21 protein-coding genes and 1 pseudogene are annotated in these 17,225 nt (G+C 42.5%); 5 read left to right on the forward strand and 17 right to left on the reverse strand.

Going from position 1 to position 17,225, the window contains the following annotated elements:
• Positions 1-28: 28 nt before the first annotated feature.
• The 13 genes and pseudogenes from hisIE to DIU38_RS05235 form a co-directional block, all read right to left on the reverse strand.
• Positions 29-616: a bifunctional phosphoribosyl-AMP cyclohydrolase/phosphoribosyl-ATP diphosphatase HisIE gene (gene hisIE, locus DIU38_RS05180; protein ID WP_112655467.1), complete on the reverse strand. Its 588-nt coding sequence runs from the start codon at positions 614-616 to the stop codon at positions 29-31.
• 145 nt (positions 617-761) lie between these two features.
• The gene (gene hisF, locus DIU38_RS05185) at positions 762-1,547 is read right to left on the reverse strand and encodes an imidazole glycerol phosphate synthase subunit HisF (protein WP_243770842.1); all 786 of its coding nucleotides are present in this window, start codon (positions 1,545-1,547) and stop codon (positions 762-764) included.
• A 57-nt stretch (positions 1,548-1,604) separates the two neighbouring features.
• Positions 1,605-1,901 (reverse strand): annotated as a pseudogene (locus DIU38_RS33805) (endonuclease domain-containing protein); the annotation flags it as partial.
• Between the two features lie 39 nt (positions 1,902-1,940).
• Positions 1,941-2,690, reverse strand: coding sequence for a 1-(5-phosphoribosyl)-5-[(5-phosphoribosylamino)methylideneamino]imidazole-4-carboxamide isomerase (locus tag DIU38_RS05190; RefSeq protein ID WP_112655469.1), 750 nt, complete (start codon positions 2,688-2,690; stop codon positions 1,941-1,943).
• Positions 2,691-2,695: 5 nt separating this feature from the next.
• Entirely contained in the window at positions 2,696-3,361 is a 666-nt protein-coding gene (hisH, locus tag DIU38_RS05195) for an imidazole glycerol phosphate synthase subunit HisH (protein WP_149354035.1), read from the reverse strand.
• A gap of 33 nt (positions 3,362-3,394) precedes the next feature.
• Complete coding sequence (hisB, locus tag DIU38_RS05200) at positions 3,395-4,534, reverse strand: bifunctional histidinol-phosphatase/imidazoleglycerol-phosphate dehydratase HisB (RefSeq protein ID WP_112655473.1); 1,140 nt, start codon at positions 4,532-4,534, stop codon at positions 3,395-3,397.
• 37 nt (positions 4,535-4,571) lie between these two features.
• Positions 4,572-5,618 (reverse strand): histidinol-phosphate transaminase, encoded by a 1,047-nt coding sequence (gene hisC / locus DIU38_RS05205; protein ID WP_112655475.1) that lies wholly within the window; start codon positions 5,616-5,618, stop codon positions 4,572-4,574.
• Position 5,619: 1 nt separating this feature from the next.
• Positions 5,620-6,330 carry a hypothetical protein gene (locus DIU38_RS05210; RefSeq protein ID WP_112655477.1) on the reverse strand — a complete coding sequence of 237 codons (711 nt, stop codon included), beginning with the start codon at positions 6,328-6,330 and terminating at the stop codon, positions 5,620-5,622.
• Positions 6,331-6,336: 6 nt separating this feature from the next.
• A complete protein-coding gene (hisD, locus tag DIU38_RS05215) occupies positions 6,337-7,620 on the reverse strand; it encodes a histidinol dehydrogenase (RefSeq protein ID WP_112655479.1) in 1,284 nt (427 codons plus the stop codon).
• A gap of 82 nt (positions 7,621-7,702) precedes the next feature.
• Positions 7,703-8,554, reverse strand: coding sequence for an ATP phosphoribosyltransferase (gene hisG / locus DIU38_RS05220; protein ID WP_112655481.1), 852 nt, complete (start codon positions 8,552-8,554; stop codon positions 7,703-7,705).
• Positions 8,555-9,067: 513 nt separating this feature from the next.
• Entirely contained in the window at positions 9,068-9,289 is a 222-nt protein-coding gene (locus tag DIU38_RS05225) for a hypothetical protein (protein ID WP_112655483.1), read from the reverse strand.
• 110 nt (positions 9,290-9,399) lie between these two features.
• Positions 9,400-10,920: a hypothetical protein gene (locus tag DIU38_RS05230; RefSeq protein ID WP_112655485.1), complete on the reverse strand. Its 1,521-nt coding sequence runs from the start codon at positions 10,918-10,920 to the stop codon at positions 9,400-9,402.
• A gap of 173 nt (positions 10,921-11,093) precedes the next feature.
• Positions 11,094-11,585: a D-glycero-alpha-D-manno-heptose-1,7-bisphosphate 7-phosphatase gene (locus DIU38_RS05235; RefSeq protein ID WP_112655487.1), complete on the reverse strand. Its 492-nt coding sequence runs from the start codon at positions 11,583-11,585 to the stop codon at positions 11,094-11,096.
• Between the two features lie 384 nt (positions 11,586-11,969).
• Here DIU38_RS05235 and DIU38_RS05240 point away from each other — a divergent pair, with 384 nt between their 5' ends.
• A complete protein-coding gene (locus DIU38_RS05240; protein WP_112655489.1) occupies positions 11,970-12,299 on the forward strand; it encodes a YbjQ family protein in 330 nt (109 codons plus the stop codon).
• Positions 12,300-12,371: 72 nt separating this feature from the next.
• Here the strand turns inward: DIU38_RS05240 and DIU38_RS05245 are convergent, their stop codons facing one another.
• The 3 genes from DIU38_RS05245 to DIU38_RS05255 form a co-directional block, all read right to left on the reverse strand.
• On the reverse strand, positions 12,372-12,569 hold the full coding sequence (locus DIU38_RS05245) for a hypothetical protein (RefSeq protein WP_090526592.1): 198 nt from the start codon (positions 12,567-12,569) through the stop codon (positions 12,372-12,374).
• Between the two features lie 46 nt (positions 12,570-12,615).
• Positions 12,616-13,101 carry a hypothetical protein gene (locus DIU38_RS05250; RefSeq protein ID WP_112655491.1) on the reverse strand — a complete coding sequence of 162 codons (486 nt, stop codon included), beginning with the start codon at positions 13,099-13,101 and terminating at the stop codon, positions 12,616-12,618.
• Positions 13,102-13,211: 110 nt separating this feature from the next.
• The gene (locus DIU38_RS05255; protein WP_112655493.1) at positions 13,212-13,403 is read right to left on the reverse strand and encodes a hypothetical protein; all 192 of its coding nucleotides are present in this window, start codon (positions 13,401-13,403) and stop codon (positions 13,212-13,214) included.
• A gap of 358 nt (positions 13,404-13,761) precedes the next feature.
• Between DIU38_RS05255 and DIU38_RS05260 the strand changes: the two genes are divergently transcribed.
• From DIU38_RS05260 to DIU38_RS05270, 3 genes are all read left to right on the forward strand, one after another.
• Positions 13,762-14,706, forward strand: a complete 945-nt coding sequence (locus tag DIU38_RS05260; RefSeq protein WP_112655495.1) for a hydroxypyruvate isomerase family protein — start codon at positions 13,762-13,764, stop codon at positions 14,704-14,706.
• A gap of 35 nt (positions 14,707-14,741) precedes the next feature.
• Positions 14,742-15,293, forward strand: coding sequence for a GNAT family N-acetyltransferase (locus tag DIU38_RS05265; protein WP_112655497.1), 552 nt, complete (start codon positions 14,742-14,744; stop codon positions 15,291-15,293).
• Between the two features lie 139 nt (positions 15,294-15,432).
• The gene (locus DIU38_RS05270) at positions 15,433-15,648 is read left to right on the forward strand and encodes a hypothetical protein (protein ID WP_090526601.1); all 216 of its coding nucleotides are present in this window, start codon (positions 15,433-15,435) and stop codon (positions 15,646-15,648) included.
• A gap of 76 nt (positions 15,649-15,724) precedes the next feature.
• Here DIU38_RS05270 and DIU38_RS05275 read toward each other — a convergent pair whose 3' ends face one another.
• Positions 15,725-16,384: a YdeI/OmpD-associated family protein gene (locus DIU38_RS05275; protein ID WP_112655499.1), complete on the reverse strand. Its 660-nt coding sequence runs from the start codon at positions 16,382-16,384 to the stop codon at positions 15,725-15,727.
• 101 nt (positions 16,385-16,485) lie between these two features.
• On the opposite strand from DIU38_RS05275, the gene DIU38_RS05280 reads away from it, so the two are divergent.
• Positions 16,486-17,163 carry a GNAT family N-acetyltransferase gene (locus tag DIU38_RS05280; protein WP_112655501.1) on the forward strand — a complete coding sequence of 226 codons (678 nt, stop codon included), beginning with the start codon at positions 16,486-16,488 and terminating at the stop codon, positions 17,161-17,163.
• The last annotated feature ends 62 nt before the right edge of the window (positions 17,164-17,225 follow it).

A 17,225-nucleotide genomic window follows, 5' to 3' on the forward strand; every position in this document is an offset into this window, starting at 1 on the left:
CTGCTGCAAACTCAAAACTACCAACTATTTACTTATGTCTTGATTCTAAATTTTTAGCAATAGTTTCCAGTGCTAAACCTTTTTCGCGAAGCAGAACCAATAGATGGAAAACCAGGTCTGATGACTCGTTGATCAGGTCGGTTTCTGTTTCGGCAAGGGCTGCTATTACGGTTTCAACTCCTTCTTCGCCAACTTTCTGGGCTATTTTGTTAAGGCCTTTGTTGCGAAGTTTATTCACATATGATCCTTCAACCGGGTTAGTATATCTGTCGGCAATGATATTTTCCAGCTCCAGGATAAAATTTTGATTAAATTCGGTATTGAAGCAGCTGCGTGAGCCTGTATGACAGGTTGGGCCGTCGGCTTTCACTTTGATCAGCAATGTATCATTATCGCAATCAATGCTGATGCTTTTTACATGCAGGAAGTTGCTGCTGGTTTCCCCCTTAGTCCATAAACGGTTTTTTGTACGGGAATAAAAAGTAACGATATTTTCCTGAACGGTTTTATCGTAAGCTTCCTGGTTCATGTAACCCAGCATCAGTACCTCTAAAGTTTGCTCGTCCTGTATAATTACGGGGACAAGTCCACCGGTTTTTTCAAAATCTATGTTCATAATAACTGCTTTTAAATTCCCCTCTTGAGGGGGGGAGCGTAGGTGTGTGAGCTGGCAGGGGTGTGTTCTAAGCTTGATGAGAAACACACCCCTACACCCCTCTCAAGAGGGGAATCGCGCAGAGCCGCCGCTTTTTATGGGATTATCAAATCCTAACTTCTATTTTATTACCCTGCAACGTCCGCTTCAAATCAGGTATCAATATCTCACCATAATGAAACACTGAAGCCGCCAGTGCTGCATCCACATTGGTTTTTTCAAACACGTCAACAAAGTGTTCAACTTTGCCTGCACCACCCGAAGCTATTACCGGGATATGCACGGCATCATTAACAGTTTTGAGCAAACCATTATCGAAGCCACCCTTTGTGCCGTCATGATCCATAGAAGTGAGCAGGATTTCGCCTGCACCACGGCTTTCAGCCTCCAGGATCCACTCCAGTGTTTGGCGTTCTGTCGGTAGTCTGCCGCCATTTAAGTGCACAATATTTTTATCATCTATTCTGCGGGTATCAACAGCTATTACTACAAACTGAACACCAAAAGCGGCGGCCAGTTCATCTATCAGCTTAGGGTTACGTACCGCGGCCGAATTGATGGAGATTTTATCGGCTCCGGCATTGAGCAGTGCATCGGCATCAGCAATTTCATTGATACCACCACCAATAGTAAAAGGAATGTTGATTTGCCTGGCGACTGCTTTCACCAGTTCAACCATAGTTTTACGGCGTTCAACGGTTGCTGTAATATCCAGAAACACCAACTCGTCGGCTCCCTGGTTCGAGTAATTCCAGGCCAGCTCAACCGGGTCGCCGGCATCGCGAAGGTCAACAAAGTTTACACCTTTTACCGTACGACCGTCTTTAACGTCAAGACAGGGGATGATTCGCTTGGCTAACCCCCCCCGCCCCCTAAAGGGGGAGCCTTTGATTTGTGTGGTTATATTTTCCAATACTTTATTTAAGTTGTTGAAGACTTGCTCATTAGTAAAACGTAATACTTTGAGGCCGTCGAGTTCTAAGTTGGTTTGCCTGATTATATCATTTTGAGCAACCTCAGGAAGCTGATGAATACTCCCGTCGAGCTCAATAACCAATTTATGTTGATGACAATAAAAGTCGGCGATATAAATTCCCAAAGGATGCTGCCTTCTGAATTTTACACCTAACTGTTTGCCCTTTAATTGTTCCCAAAGTAACTCTTCCGCGGCAGTCATTCTATAACGAAGAGATTCTGCATTTTGGAAAACTAACTTATCGGCTCCCAAAAACATTTTTCTTTTCATTGTTGAACTATTTCTCCCCTTTAGGGGGCCGGGGGCGACTTATATCGATATCAACGCGTCTAAATTCCAGTGTTTCACGTCTTCAATGGTGATATGGCCCTCATATATGGCTTTCCCAACTACTACCGACTCAACTTTTAAGCGGTTAAGTTTTTCGATATCGCTCATAGAGCTAACGCCGCCTGAGGCGATCAGTTTAATGAATGGAGAATGATCAAGCAGTTTTTCGTATAGTTCAATGCCGGCACCGCCCAATTTACCATCTTTGTTAATATCGGTACAAAGGAAACGGAAGAAACCTAAAGCCAGGCATTTATCAACGTAATCCATCAGTTTGATGGGGGAGCTTTCCATCCAGCCTGAGTATTTGATTACTTCATCCAGCACGTCTATAGCCACAACCACCTGGTCGGAGCATTTGTCTTTGCCGCAGATCTCTTTGCTCAGATCTGGTAAAAAATCAGGGTTGGTAAGTGCCTGCGTGCCAACAATAACGCGGTGAACGCCTGCATCTATCAGCTCTTTTACTTTTTCGATGCTGCGTATACCACCGCCATACTGTACCTTCATATCAGTTTTACGGATCACGTCAAACAGGTACTGCTGATTGCTGAAATCATTTTTTGCGCCGTTAAGGTCGATAATGTGGATGAAATTGGTGCCGTTGCTCTGGTAGCGTTCAATCATTTCTTCAAGGGTAACGTCGTATTCGGTTACCTGTTTGTAGTCGCCTTCACGAAGACGAACAACCTTCTTGTTCAAAATGTCAATGGCAGGAATAATGTACATATCCTTTATATTTTTGAGAAATTAGTTAACAATGTTTCGCCAACCACACCCGACTTTTCGGGGTGAAATTGTACGCCATAAAAATTATCAAGCCAAATTGATGCCGAAAATTCATTTCCGTAATCAGAAGCTAATAAAGTGTATGCTTTATCATACTCAATAAAGTATGAATGTACAAAGTAAAAATGTGAACCTGACGGTATATTTTCAAATAGCGGGTTTTCTTTTTCGGGATAAACCCTGTTCCATCCCGTGTGCGGCACTTTATGATCGGCGCTATCTTTAAACCTTAAAGTTTTAACCGGTATGATATCCAAGAGGTTAGAGTCGCCTTCTTCAGAGTGGGAGGTAAGCAATTGCATACCTACACAGATACCCAGCGTAGGTTTTTTAAGTGCCTTGATAGCAGGCACCAATCCGGTAGCTTTTAGCTTATTCATGGCTGCGCCTGCATGCCCAACACCAGGAATGATATAACGGTCGTACTTATCAAAATCCTCCTGCCTGTTTATAAAGCCATAAAGGATACCTAAGCGCTCTAAAGCGGCAGTTAGGGAAAATATGTTTCCGGCTCCGTATAGTATGATGCCGATACCCCCCCGCCCCTGAAGGGGTGCCTCTGCGAGGCTTTTATCGGTTTCCGATGTATTGTTTTGATCTGGTGTTTCCATTTTGATTAGTTACTCCCCTTTAGGGGCTGGGGGTTACAAAAGTCCTTTAGTGCTTGGTAAAACCATCTTATCTACATCACGTTTTACAGCCACTTTTATTGCCTTGGCAAAGGCTTTAAATATAGCTTCAATTTTGTGATGTTCATTTTGTCCTTCGGCTTTTATGTTCAGATTGCTTTTTGAAGCATCGCTAAACGATTTGAAAAAGTGGAAGAACATTTCTGTTGGTACATCGCCTACTTTTTCGCGTTTAAAATCAGCTTCCCAAACAAGCCAGTTACGGCCTCCGAAGTCGATAGCGGCCTGGGCCAGGCAATCGTCCATCGGCAGGCAGAAACCATAGCGTTCAATCCCCATTTTGTTACCTAACGCAGCGGCAAATACTTCGCCTAAGGCAATGCCGGTATCTTCAATTGTATGATGCTCGTCGATATGCAGATCTCCTTTGGCTGTAATTTCCAGGTCAATACTGCCATGACGGGCAATCTGATCCAGCATGTGGTCAAAAAAATGCAAACCGGTTGATATTTTGGCATCGCCCTTACCATCAAGGTTTATTTTGATATAGATATCGGTTTCCTTAGTGGCACGGCGATGTTCAAATACCCGCTGACCAAGTTTCAGAAACTCATAAATCTTTTGCCAGTCGGTAGTTTCAAGGGCGATAACGTCATCAATATGATCTGCTTCGCTAAATTCGCTTCCACCCAGGTTGCTGTTGTTGTTAAGCCAGATAGCTTTTGCACCCAGGTTTTTTGCCAGCAATACATCGTTTTTACGATCGCCGATAGTAAACGAATTTTTCAGGTCGTATTTATCCGCATCTAAGTATTGCGTTAACAGTGCAGTGCCCGGCTTACGGGTGGGAGCGTTGTCGCGGGCGAAGGTACGGTCGATGATCTGGTTGGCAAATTTTACGCCTTCACCTTCAAATGTTTGCAGGATGAAATTGTGGACAGGCCAAAATGTATCCTCAGGATAAACAGAAGTTCCTAAACCGTCCTGGTTGGTAACCATTACCAGTTCAAAATCAAGTTCTTTGGCTATTTTGGGCAGATAGGTTAACGCGCCCGGATAAAACTCCAGCTTGGAAAATGAATCAATTTGCTCATCAGCAGGCTCTTTGATCAGGGTGCCGTCGCGGTCGACAAATAATATTTTCTGTAAACTCATTCTTTATAATTAGTGAATTATTGAGTTGGTGATTTTTTTATTTAAAGTTTTGAAGCGCTTCGAGTAAAATAGTGTTCTCATCTGGTGTGCCTACAGTGATGCGCAGACAGCCCTCGCAAAGCTCAACTTTTGAACGGTTGCGCACTATAATGCCCTGTTTTACCAGGTAATCGTAAATACCGTTAGCATTGGTGGTTTTTACAAGGATAAAGTTGGCATCTGATGGGTAAATATCTACCACAAACTCAAAATCTTTCAGTTGTAAAACCAACCTATCGCGTTGTGTAAGGGTTTCTTTAATCCATTTATTAACCTGACCAACGTTTGCCAGGGCAGCCAATGCCAGCTGTTGTGAGGACTCGTTAACGTTATAAGGAGGTTTTACTTTGTTCATCACCTCAATGATCTCTTCGCTGGCGAAGGCCATACCAACACGTAAACCGGCCAGGCCCCAGGCTTTGGAAAGGGTTTGCATTACCACAAGGTTGGCACATTCGGTCAATTCCTGTATAAATGACTTTTGACGGCTGAAGTTGATGTAAGCCTCATCGACCACTACAATTCCGCTGAAGTTGGCCAGCAGGGTTTGAATATCATCGCGGTTGATAGAATTGCCAGTCGGGTTGTTGGGCGAGCAGATAAAGATGAGCTTGGTGTTTTTGTCGATAGCTTCGGCAATGCCCTCTAAATTTAGCTGATAATCTTCCGTAAGGTTTACTTTACGGGCTTCGATATCGTTGATGTTTGCCGATACTTCGTACATGCCGTAAGTAGGCGGCACCAGGATCACATTATCAACTCCCGGGTTACAAAAACTGCGGAAAAGGATATCAATAGCTTCATCACTGCCGTTGCCTATGAAAATATTTCGTGGCGGCACCCCCTTAATTTCGGTAATGCGTTTTTTTAAATCGTATTGTAAAGGATCAGGGTAGCGGTTAAACTGCTGATCTAAAGGAGAACCAAAGGCATTTTCATTAGCATCAAGGAAAACGCTTGCCTCACCCTGGTATTCGTCACGTGCCGATGAATAGGGCACAAGACGTTTTATATTTTCTCTGAGTATATTATTTATGTCGAACATTTTAATTGTAAGGCTTAAAATCCTTTGTGAATTTTCTTAATTTTTTATTTTCTCCATCAAAATAGATGGTGTCATTTTTTAAATATGGCGCTGAAAAATAGTTGGCATCATCTGTTTCGATATAATCATCAACCAAATAATAATTCGTGGTTTTCCTGGTAGCTGGATCATATTTAGCAGCCGATATACTGTTATTACCCGTTGTATCTATTTTTTTTATTTGCCAGAAATAAATGTTGCCGTTTATTACAGACGGTGAAGAAAAATAGTCATTAAAGTCAGTTGTCAAAGCGGACAGATTTTGCTTTTTACCATTTACGACCATTATATAACTGCCCAAAGACCCACTGATTGATTTTTGGGATTTCTGTGTTTTCGAAGCATCATCTTCTCCCGGTCCTGTACCTGTTATGGTTAGATATAAATAGTTATCGTTGCCAATTTTTTCAATTCCGTAATATTTGTCAATAGTATCCGCAAGCTTTCCGTTTCTTGTTACAACAGCATAGCTGCCTCCCATAACAGTCGCATCAAAAATACCTGTGTCAATTACAGTGTAGTCTTTATTAAGCCGATAAGGCTTAAACGAGATAGTTGTATCTTGTTTAGTAGTGGTACCTTGTTTAACTGTATCAGATATTAATGGTTTATGATTAACACTGTGACAAGCTGTGAGTGTAAACAAACTCAAAAGGTATGCAAGCTTTTTCATAATCAACTATTGTTTCCTCACACTCACGGCATTTCTGTGCGCGTGCAGCCCTTCCAACTCTGCCAAAACTTCTACCGCATGGCCAATGTTATTGATGCCCTCGCGGGTGATATGCTGAAAAGTGATCTTCTTCACAAACGAATCAACCGACACTCCTGAATAGGCTCTTGCATAACTGCTGGTTGGCAGGGTGTGGTTGGTGCCTGATGCATAATCGCCTGCACTTTCCGGGGTCAGGTTTCCTAAAAATACCGAACCTGCATTTACGATACTGCCGGTAATTTGCTCCCAGCTATTTGTAGCAAGTATGAGGTGTTCAGGCGCATACTGATTGCTGAAGTTCATGGCTTCGCTCAGGCTGCCGGCAATTACCACGTATGAGTTATCAATAGCCAATTTGGCTATCTCGGCACGTGGCAAAACGGGTAGTTGTTTTTCAACCTCGGCAACGGCTTTTTGGGCAATATCTGCAGAGGTACAAACCAATACAGCCTGGCTGTCGATACCATGTTCGGCCTGGGCCAGCAAATCGGCAGCTATATAAGCCGGAATTGCAGTTTCATCTGCAATAACCAATACTTCCGAAGGGCCCGCAGGCATATCAATTGCCGTTGTGGTGGTTGACTGGATAATGGTTTTAGCTTTGGTTACAAACTGGTTGCCGGGCCCGAAGATCTTATCAACTTTGGTAACGGTTTCTGTTCCGTACGCCATGGCCGCCACAGCTTGTGAACCACCTGCCAGGTAGATCTTATCAATCCCCAGCATCAATGCCACATAAGCTATAAAGGCATTTACCTTGCCATTTTTTTGCGGGGGCGAACAAACCACTATTTCATGGCAACCTGCAATACGCGCCGGGATCCCAAGCATCAAAAACGTACTTGGCAATACAGCAGAGCCACCGGGGATATACAAGCCTACTTTTTCAATTGGCCGTAATTCGCGCCAGCAGGTTACACCGGGCATGGTTTCAACCTTGTCCTCGGTCTTTAGCTGCGTTTGGTGAAATTTATAGATATTGCTGTAAGCCGTTTCCAATGCCGCCTTTTGATCGGCAGATATTGCTTTGGCAATTTCTGCCAGTTCGGCTTTATCAAGATAAAGTTTGTTCAGCTCTACCTTGTCAAACTTTAAAGCATAATCAAGCAGGGCCTTGTCGCCATGTTGCTGCACGTTGGCTATCACATCTTCAACAATAGTCCTGATCTCATTGGCAGGGTCAACATTACGCTGAACCAGCTTCTGGATATCGGATGCGGTAAGTTCTGAATAATTGTATGTTTTCATTCCAGTTTGCAGTTATCAGTTTGCAGTTTGCAACAATCAGCAATTTACTATAGTGCAAACTGCCAGCTGCCACTGCCAACTACTATAAAATGATCTTTTCAATAGGCATTACCACAATGCCTTGCGCGCCGGCTTGTTTAAGCTGACTGATGCGGTCCCAAAAATCACGCTCGGGGATCACTGTGTGTACGGCAACCCAGCCTTCTTCGGCCAATGGCACTACCGACGGGCTTTTTACGCCCGGCAATAAAGCAATAACGGCATCGAGGTTTTTTTTCTCAACGTTAAGTACCACGTATTTAGTTTCTTTGGCGCGTAAAACTGATTGAATACGCTGGATCAGTTCCTGTACAAGGTCGCTTTCGGCAATGGCCTTGCTGCCTATCAGTACCGCCTCAGATGACATTACATCGGCAAAAGGTTTCAGTCCATTGCTTTTAAGGGTACCGCCTGTTGATACCAAATCGCAAATGGCGTCACTTAGACCTAAGCCCGGCGAAATTTCAACCGAACCGGAAATGGTGCGGATATCTGAGTTAATATTTTGTTGTTTTAAAAACTTGCCTAAAATGGCGGGGTAGGTGGTAGCAATTGCTTTGCCGTGTAAATCGGCCAGTGAGTTGATATCGCTGTTGTTGGGCACTGCTATCTTGAGCGAGCATTTACCAAAGCCAAGGCGCTGCAGGTAGCTTACTTCAACTTCGGTTTCCTGGATCACGTTTTCACCAACGATACCTAAATCGGCAATGCCATCCTGCACATATTCAGGGATATCATCATCGCGAAGGAAAAGGATTTCTAAAGGGAAATTGGATACCGGAGAGATAAGCGAGCTTTTGTAGTTTTCAAAGTTTAAGCCGCAATTTTTTAACAATTCAACAGATTTTTCGTTGAGCCTACCCGATTTTTGGATAGCTATTTTAAGTGTTTTCAAAAGATTGAATTTAAGAGACTATGATAAAAAAGAATATAAACGGAGGTTGTTATTTCGCGTAGAAACATACATATTAGCTGATCACCACATGGTGGTGATGCAGATGAAGATGATGTAGTGCGATACCGTTCATTTTTTATATAGTAAAACTATAGATTAGCGGTGCAAATATAGACAGATGTTTTTTAAATCAAAATTTAATGTGAAAAAGTATACGGGTGCGTGAAATTTTAAAGAAGTTTTATGTCCGATTGAACGAGCTTTTAGAATTTAATTTTGTTAACCTTTGCCGTTGTTGGTGACAACAGCAACCGCAGATTGCAATGAGAGGGGGGTTAACATAAATTTGAATATGTTGAAATAAGTAATTGTTTGTCAATTGTTTAATTTGAAGGTAGGGTTACTCCAAAGATTATTAAAATACTTAGCCTGTGGTCAACTTGTTGTCACCCGCCCGTTATTGGTGTTGTCAGGTAACTATATACCTGTTAGACCATGTGGATGAGAAAAGAATTACTTCAACGTTAGTTCTTCAGTAAACAAATGCCCATTGGGGCATTTGTATGTATAGATTATCAGTTTACCATCTCGCTTATTCGATACAATATCTTTTGCTTCTTCACCACATTCTAAACAGTCGGGGTAAGGCTTTTTAGGCAAAGGAATATTCACCGATGCTTTTATTATAGAGTTAAAGATGTTTGATGCTTCTTTGGGGTCCTTTTGGCCAGCCATAAAACAAAGATAAACATTGACAAATGAAACCCGCCCGTTGTTGGTGACAATACCAACAACGGGCGGAAGCTGCGTTTATTCAATTCTTGGTAATCCTAAAATCCCGTAAATCATGGTTCTGAATGATATTCATAAATCGCCCCTTCTTCGCCAAAATCCTTGATCTTTTTGAGGTTTTTAACCTTTTGGATATCCTTCAGGTTGATCAGTTCAGGGTTCTCCAATACATTAAACCAAATAAGATAATAATGTTTCACCTTATAAAACTTATCGATATCCTTAGTGAAGAAACGGTGCGGCACCAGGTAGGATGACATGCCCGAGAAAAAATAAACGGCTTCATGCGCGTCGGTATAGATTTTGACGCCGGGTTTAAACAGGCTGTGGTCTGTACCCCTTAAATAGGCTGCAAATTCCGAATCTATCCAGCTTTCGTCGGTATAGCCGGGGTTACCGTATTCGTCGGCTACCTGGTCGTTGTACCGGGCTCTATCTATGAAAAATTCGCTGGTTATGAAACCCAGCATCAGCACCACCATTACAGCACCGATAATGCGCCGGGTAGTGGTATTGTTTATTTTTTTCAGCAGGAGCAAAGCCCAACTGGTATATCCCCATAAAGCCGAAATGTACAATGGCGATAACAGGCGGTGATTGATCCGTTCATACCTTGAGAAAGTAGATGAGAGCACAATAAAAGCCCCGTAAACCAATGCGAAAGTAATGGCCAAATTTTCAAAGCTATCCAGCTTGCGGCGATAATAATTAAATGCCAGGGCAGCAATAAAGCCCAGAAAAATGATGATGGCTAAAGGTGTGGCAGCCCAGTATTGATTTGGTGTAAGGCCCATCCAGTCGCACATTACGGTGCCGAAGTAATACAGGTTTTTGCTAAACGGAGTGATAGATGGCTCCCGCGGACCGGTTGTTGTACCCGTTACAAAAGCATTGAAAACAAGGTTGCTCACCAGCAGCGAGATACAAATTAGCCCGTAAACAATGATATGGGTAATCTTCTTTTTAAGGGGCAATACCCTGTCCAATAGCAAAAGTAAACCGCCTGTACCTACAATGGTAACAGCCGCGTACCTGGTTATGCAACTTATAGCTGCTATAACGGCTGCTACTATAAGTGCTTTAAGCGTGTGTTTTAAAAGGTATTCGCGGAAAGCAACCAAAAAAAACAGGATCTCAAGAATGAACAAGGTCTCGGACCATAAATAGGAGTACACCTGGAGCAACGGGGGGCTCAGGATGATAGCCGCCAGCATCAGCCATTTATAAATTCTTGAGGCCGGTACAAAGTGCTCAATGATCCAGCCGCTAGTGAAAATGAGTGCGGCGAACATGATGCCATTCAACATTGCGCCAAACTTAACAGGATCTATCTGGGTGATAACTGAAATTATACCAAGATAGATAGGATAGAAAACCGGAAAGTCAACAATAGGTACATGGTTGAACGTTAGCAGGGTACCGTGGTCTTTAAAGCTCCTGGCCGCGCTGGTATACATGATACTATCCGGAGAAACTCCTACACCGCTATACCTGAAAAACAAGCTTAATATAAACCAGCCGATTAAGGCGGCTATTACAGCATCAAGGTTTTTTAAGTAGCGGCTTTTTTGCATAGGATAATATAAATATTTGTAAAAAGCAGGAGAGAAGAAAATGTTTTAGGGAAAGGGCTTTATTTTTATGTCATTGCGGAGGAACGACGAAGCAATCTCGTAGCCAAGCAGATCGGAAATGCATTGGCTACGAGATTGCCGCGCTACGCTCGCAATGACATATGTTTTTGCTTTTATAGTATCAGATCCAGCACCGTACTGATCGGTTGGTCGCTGTCTATCAAAATACCTTTTACACCTGCAGCTGTGCCTGCCTCAACGTCGCGTTCGCGGTCACCTATAAAGTACGATTTTGATGGGTCGATGTTGTATTTAGCTATACCTTGCAGCAGGAGTCCCGGTTTTGGTTTGCGGCAATCACAGTCGCCGGTAAAGTTGGGGTGATGCGGGCAGTAAAAAAAGTCGGTAAGTTCAACGCCGCGTTCAAGATAAACCTGTTTCAGGTGAGTGTGCATTTTTGCCAGTTCTTCTTCAGTGTACCATCCTTTGGCCAGGCCGCCCTGGTTGGTAGCAACAAGCAGCATATAGCCGCGGTCCTGCAGGGTTTTAAGGGCATCAAAGTTATCAAGTACATGGAAATCCTCAAAACGGCATACATAATCGCCCATTTCCTGGTTCAACACACCATCTCGATCTAAAAAAACAGCTTTAATTTTATCAGGCATCTATTTTAATTTTTTGGCGAAGGTACGTTTTTTAGTCCATAGTAGATGGTCCATAGACTGTGGTTTATAGTTCATGGATCATAGTTGGTGGTTTAAGCAGCATGGGCAGTTTGCTTCGATTACTTAAATTGAAAACGGAGTTTGCGTTAGTTAATAGCGGATACCGGTTATGTTTCTGACCTGGATTAAACGGATTTTTAGGATTTGCTCTTAATTTAGATATCATTAGCGCTTGTATATGCAAAGAAACTAATCTCTAATCTCTGATCACAAACCATTGATCTCAAAAAATAAAAACAGATATTTACGTAATATCGTTAACCATACTACATCTAAATAAAAACCAGGCCGGATAAATTGCTGGCTAACAAACTTAAACTAAAAATGGATACATCACTTATTACTACAAGTACAGGCTTAGATGGCTACAAAGTTACCAGGCATTTAGGCGTTGTACGTGGCATTACGGTGCGCAGCCGCAGTGCGTTGGGCAATATTGCCGGCGGTTTTCAGTCGCTGTTTGGCGGCAGGCTTTCAATTTATGTTGAGTTGTGCGAAAACGCGCGCGAAGAGGCTTACCAGCTTTTAATTCAGCACGCGCAGGCTATTGGTGCCAATGCCATCATTAACATGCGTTATGACGCCAACGAAGTAATGCAGGGCGTTACAGAAGTGCTTGCTTACGGTACCGCTGTTGTGGTTGAAAAGGTTTAATAAAAACAGAAAACCACCCTGAAATTACATATCAGGGTGGTTTTTCTGTTTTATATATCGTCCAGTTTTACTTTATTTAAAGTATGAAAGCGGGATGGTTTTCCACATGCCGTGGGCAAGGTGGCCTATTAGTAGTTCATATATCAAGTAAACAGGCCAAAATATGTAATGGATAATAAGTAATATAACACTGTGATTGTAATACCAGCTTATCATTAAACTATATAGGCCTAAAACAAGATATAGTATACTGGTTTCGCGCTTTTCCATTTTCTTGACCTTTTATTTTTTAGCTAATTTATAAATTGCGTTTAAATTAACGGCAATTTTTCATGCTGTAAATTACTGTATAATCGGCTGTGCTGTTTGTTTGTTGCTTGCCGGTTTTTGGATCGTACCTGTAAGGCTTCTGGGCAAGCTGATTACCCCTTAGCTGAAATTCGACGCTCAGCGTATCCGTGCGGCCTTCCTGCCCGTAAGTCCATAAGGCTTTAATAACATTGCCGTTTAAATTGCCCATCAGGCTGCCTTTGCGGGCATCTTTTTCTTTGGGCAGCCAGTCCATATCGCCGGTAACTTTATTGCCGTTAATATGAAGGTTAACTTTGGTAGTATCCTGGCTGGCGGTGCCTTCGGTAGTATAAAAGCAATACTCCATATTTACAGCTGGGGCGTCGGGTGCATTAGCCATGGCGGTGTCTTCCTTTTTAATTACCGTATCAGTATCATTCGTCGAATGATTGCCCGAGCAAGAGGCAACCGTCATTGCGATAAGGGAAGCAAAGCCTAATTGAAATTTCATAACTGTGGTTGATTTTTTGTTATGACAATTAAAATAGTAAAAGGTTCAATCACTAATTGCTACAGCCACGAAATAGTTACAATGTACTGGGTAATGCCATTCGTACCCGGTTATGCCTGTTTTTTTTCGGGCGGGGTAGATACAATTTCCCCAAATTCATTTACATAGGCCAGCATGCTTTCCAGATCGCTGGCGCCTGCGTTTTGTTTGCGTTCCTGTTTACGTTGTTCTTTATCTTCCTTTTTTTTCTGGCGATTTTTTTCCAGTTGTTTTTTCATGAATGTTGCTTGCGATTTAGCCATAATTAAAATCGATTAAGTTAAACAATAGCTATTCCGTGTAGCAGTAAAAAGGCCGGGCCAGGTAATAATCCCTTGTTTTGGTGAGCGTAAAAATGATCTTTAAGTTAAGTTCCGGGCAGCAACGGTATCAGCGGGGAATAAAACAGATCAGCATCAAAATAGCTGGGCGCTGTGAGCTGGAATAGCTTTAATATTTTGCCGTTTATACACAAAGATAACAAAAATAGCCGAATTTTCAACCAGGCTCTGTCGCCGGGTCAGCAAGAATGCTTGGAAAAAACGGATAAAACGGTGTTGCCCATGTTTTAAAATGGGGCATAGGTGTTATATTTAGCCCGCAAACCAATCAACAACCCTCATGAAACGCAGAAACTTTGTTCAAAGCTCGGTACTGGCCGGGGCTTCACTATTGACCACAGGTGTTTTAAAAGCCTCCGCGCTTGCCGGTTGCGCTCAACCTACAGGAGAAGCAGCTGCTGTAGCCGGCGATAAACCTTTTAATCTTAACTATGGCATTCATGACGGCATATTTAAAAGCCATGCAGGCGATGATTTTATCGACCAGATAAAATTTGCTTATGATAAGGGGTTCCGCGCTATTGAGGATAACGGCATGAGCGGCCGACCGGTTGAGCAGCAAAAAAAGATAGGTGATACGCTGGCGAAGCTGGGCATGGCAATGGGCGTTTTTGTGCAGCCAGGCTTGGGCAACGATAGTAACATGCTGGCAACAGGCAATTCCGACCAGGTTGAAAAGTTCATCGCCTCCTGTAAGCAGGCGGTTGAGGTAGCCAAACGCATAGGCAGCAAACTGGTTACCGTAGTCCCCGGCGATTTTGCGCGGAAACTCCCTATCGGTGTGCAAACAGGCAATGTTATTGAAGCCATAAAAAAGGGAACTGCTATACTGGAGCCGCACGGCATTATAATGGTTTTGGAGCCGCTAAGCGATAATCCGGATCTGTTCCTGCGTACACCCGACCAGGCTTATGCCATCTGTAAGGCTGTGGGAAGTCCGTCGTGTAAGATCCTGTATGATATGTATCACGTTCAGCGTAACCAGGGTAATATTATCCCGACACTTGATTTGGTTTACGATGAGATAGGCTATTACCAGATAGGGGATAACCCCGGCCGTAAAGAGCCGGGAACCGGCGAGGTTAATTATAAAAATATATTCAAACACATTTATAATAAAGGCTATAAAGGCGTAATGGGCATGGAGCATGGCACAGCCGGAACAGGAAAAGAAGGTGAGCTTGCATTAATTAAAGCGTATCGCGAGGCGGACAGTTTTATTTAAAATGCCGCTATTGCAGCCGGTTATTAACATTATTTATGCTTAGTCCTGACTTTAATCCGTTTCCTATTTTGGTAACTGAGCGCCTTATATTAAGGCGTTTTACCCGTGATGACGCTGCCGATTTGTTTGAAATGAGATCGAACGAAACCGTGATGCAGTACATTCACCGGCCAATCAGCAAAACCATTGATGATGCTGTTGCTCTGATAGACGTGATAGAAGACCTGCTTGTCAAAAACGATGGTATTACCTGGTGTATCTGCCTGAAAAACAATAATAAATATATTGGGAGCATAGGTTTTTGGCGGATAGAGAAAGACAGTCACCGTGCCGAGATCGGATACCTTTTAAACCCGGTATACCAGGGGCAGGGGCTTATGCAGGAGGCAATAACCGCCGCTATCCACTATGGTTTTAATGTGATGAAACTGCATTCTATAGGAGCTTATGTAAGTCCGGGGAATTTCGCTTCAATTAAATTATTGCTCAAAAATAATTTTGTGCAGGAGGCTTATTTTAAGGAAGATCATTTGTATAAAGGTCGTTTTGAGGATACGATGGTTTATTCGTTATTAACACAAACTTAAATCTGTTAACAAATTATTTATCCCAGCTATTTTTAATTAAAAAAAATGATGCATGTTTACGCATAGAAACCAATTATACCTGTGCTGAAAACAATTCAGTTTAAATGGGGTTAACATTAAAAAACAAAAGAAACTTATCATGGCAACAGAAAAAGGAAGTGGCATCACCGCTTATTCAGTGAAAACAAAAACTAAAAATGTACCAATGATCAATCCCGTTATCGACGTAAAATCGGGCAGATACATTGCAACAGGAACTGACAGTGAAGGTAACAAAATGGCTGCCATCATGGGCAAAGCAACTGCCGAAGAGCATATCAAAAATGGTAATGCTAAAAAAGGCTCTGGCTGGTAAATAAAACTAAACATAAAAATGCCCTGTATTTGTTGAAAATGCAGGGCGCTTTTGTTTAGTAACCATTTGAAATTTTTTATTTATCCGAAGGATTCTTCTTTTTATTCTGCAGCATTTCCACCATTTTAGTTAAGCGGTCCTGGCGGGTTTTTTCCTGTTTGGCTGTAAGGATCCAAAGTACATACTCCTTTTTATGGCTGTAAGCCAGCGATTGAAAGTAGTCAAGCGTTGCCGGATGTTGCTCCAATGTTTCTTTTAAGTAATCAGGGAGGGTTACTATTTTATTATCCACGTCAATATAATCGCCGTACTCATTATTTCGTACAGCCTCAATTCGTCCTTCAGAAACTTTTACAGCTTCAACCGGCCGAAAGCGTAATGCAGTCCATACTTCGTTAACAGCAGCTGATGCTACAGGCCGTAAGCCATACAGAGCCGCGGCGTCCCAATTGCTCATCATTTCCAGATCTGTTTGGATACCTGAGCTTTTCTTAGGGTAGATAATCCAGAAAACAGTATCGTCTTTAAGTAACGGGTTGATTACCTTAAGTTCGGATGTCAGTTCTGTACTGTTGGTCACAAATAGCTGGATACCGTTAAATTCGCCTTCGGTGTTAAATACAAGGCTGGCATTATCCGGCAGGGGAGACAAGCTATCCTGGTAACCTGCGGGCGCATTTTGCAACAACCAGCGTGAATTTGGTTTGATCAGCAGTTTTTTAGCAAGGGCATTCATTGTAAACGTTTTATAATGGATAAAGCTAATGTAAGCAATAAATTAAAATTGAATGACAAGCCCAAACCCCGCTGCATGGTATTTTTAATAGCTTTGCCTTGATGGAACATGTACTTGATAACCCGGCCTGGAACGCCCTTAACACCGGTAATAAAGCTTTTGCGGGCGGTAATGATATAGCTAAATATTTCCCGAAGGAGGTTTCGCCTTTTGTTGCTATTCCTGAAATATCTGCTGAAAATTTTAACCTGCTTTACGATATAATTCCTTTTGAGAGCCATTTTATCTTTATTGCCCCGCACGATATTGTGATCCCGGAGCAGTGGAAAATAGTACATTACCTGAAATGCCTGCAGATGGTTTTTGAGGGAGAAGTACCTGCTGGTTTTGCTGATGAAGATTTGCTACCGCTTACAGCTCAACATGTGCCCCAGATGCTTGAACTTACCCAATTGACCAATCCTGGTCCCTTTATAGAGCGAACTATTGAGTTTGGACATTATCACGGCATATTTGATGGCGATAAGTTGGTTGCTATGGCCGGTCAGCGTTTAAACCCTGCACCTTATGCCGAGATTAGCGCTGTTTGTACACATCCCGATTACCTTGGTCGTGGTTATGCCGGAAAGTTGTTGTTAAATCAAGCTAAACGCATTAAAACTGCTTCTGAAATTCCATTTCTACATGTGAAAAGTGAAAATGAAAGGGCTATTAAAGTGTATGAAAAGCTCGGTTTTGTAACGAGGAAGGAAATGTCGTTTTATGTGCTGAGGAAGTAACCCCTCTAAATCTCCCCGAGGGGGAGACTTTAAGATGCATTTTTTAAGCCCTCTCTAAAGGA

It is taken from the genome of Mucilaginibacter metallidurans (assembly GCF_003286435.2).
Classification (GTDB): Bacteria; Bacteroidota; Bacteroidia; order Sphingobacteriales; family Sphingobacteriaceae; genus Mucilaginibacter; species Mucilaginibacter gossypii.

What these genes read in the sequence shown, in the direction of transcription:
- hisIE (WP_112655467.1), bottom strand. Translation starts at nt 616, where the DNA reads ATGAACATAGATTTTGAAAAAACCGGTGGACTTGTCCCCGTAATTATA.
- DIU38_RS05190 (WP_112655469.1), bottom strand. Translation starts at nt 2,690, where the DNA reads ATGTACATTATTCCTGCCATTGACATTTTGAACAAGAAGGTTGTTCGT.
- hisH (WP_149354035.1), bottom strand. Translation starts at nt 3,361, where the DNA reads ATGGAAACACCAGATCAAAACAATACATCGGAAACCGATAAAAGCCTC.
- hisB (WP_112655473.1), bottom strand. Translation starts at nt 4,534, where the DNA reads ATGAGTTTACAGAAAATATTATTTGTCGACCGCGACGGCACCCTGATC.
- hisC (WP_112655475.1), bottom strand. Translation starts at nt 5,618, where the DNA reads ATGTTCGACATAAATAATATACTCAGAGAAAATATAAAACGTCTTGTG.
- DIU38_RS05210 (WP_112655477.1), bottom strand. Translation starts at nt 6,330, where the DNA reads ATGAAAAAGCTTGCATACCTTTTGAGTTTGTTTACACTCACAGCTTGT.
- hisD (WP_112655479.1), bottom strand. Translation starts at nt 7,620, where the DNA reads ATGAAAACATACAATTATTCAGAACTTACCGCATCCGATATCCAGAAG.
- DIU38_RS05225 (WP_112655483.1), bottom strand. Translation starts at nt 9,289, where the DNA reads ATGGCTGGCCAAAAGGACCCCAAAGAAGCATCAAACATCTTTAACTCT.
- DIU38_RS05230 (WP_112655485.1), bottom strand. Translation starts at nt 10,920, where the DNA reads ATGCAAAAAAGCCGCTACTTAAAAAACCTTGATGCTGTAATAGCCGCC.
- DIU38_RS05235 (WP_112655487.1), bottom strand. Translation starts at nt 11,585, where the DNA reads ATGCCTGATAAAATTAAAGCTGTTTTTTTAGATCGAGATGGTGTGTTG.
- DIU38_RS05240 (WP_112655489.1), top strand. Translation starts at nt 11,970, where the DNA reads ATGGATACATCACTTATTACTACAAGTACAGGCTTAGATGGCTACAAA.
- DIU38_RS05245 (WP_090526592.1), bottom strand. Translation starts at nt 12,569, where the DNA reads ATGGAAAAGCGCGAAACCAGTATACTATATCTTGTTTTAGGCCTATAT.
- DIU38_RS05250 (WP_112655491.1), bottom strand. Translation starts at nt 13,101, where the DNA reads ATGAAATTTCAATTAGGCTTTGCTTCCCTTATCGCAATGACGGTTGCC.
- DIU38_RS05255 (WP_112655493.1), bottom strand. Translation starts at nt 13,403, where the DNA reads ATGGCTAAATCGCAAGCAACATTCATGAAAAAACAACTGGAAAAAAAT.
- DIU38_RS05260 (WP_112655495.1), top strand. Translation starts at nt 13,762, where the DNA reads ATGAAACGCAGAAACTTTGTTCAAAGCTCGGTACTGGCCGGGGCTTCA.
- DIU38_RS05265 (WP_112655497.1), top strand. Translation starts at nt 14,742, where the DNA reads ATGCTTAGTCCTGACTTTAATCCGTTTCCTATTTTGGTAACTGAGCGC.
- DIU38_RS05270 (WP_090526601.1), top strand. Translation starts at nt 15,433, where the DNA reads ATGGCAACAGAAAAAGGAAGTGGCATCACCGCTTATTCAGTGAAAACA.
- DIU38_RS05275 (WP_112655499.1), bottom strand. Translation starts at nt 16,384, where the DNA reads ATGAATGCCCTTGCTAAAAAACTGCTGATCAAACCAAATTCACGCTGG.
- DIU38_RS05280 (WP_112655501.1), top strand. Translation starts at nt 16,486, where the DNA reads ATGGAACATGTACTTGATAACCCGGCCTGGAACGCCCTTAACACCGGT.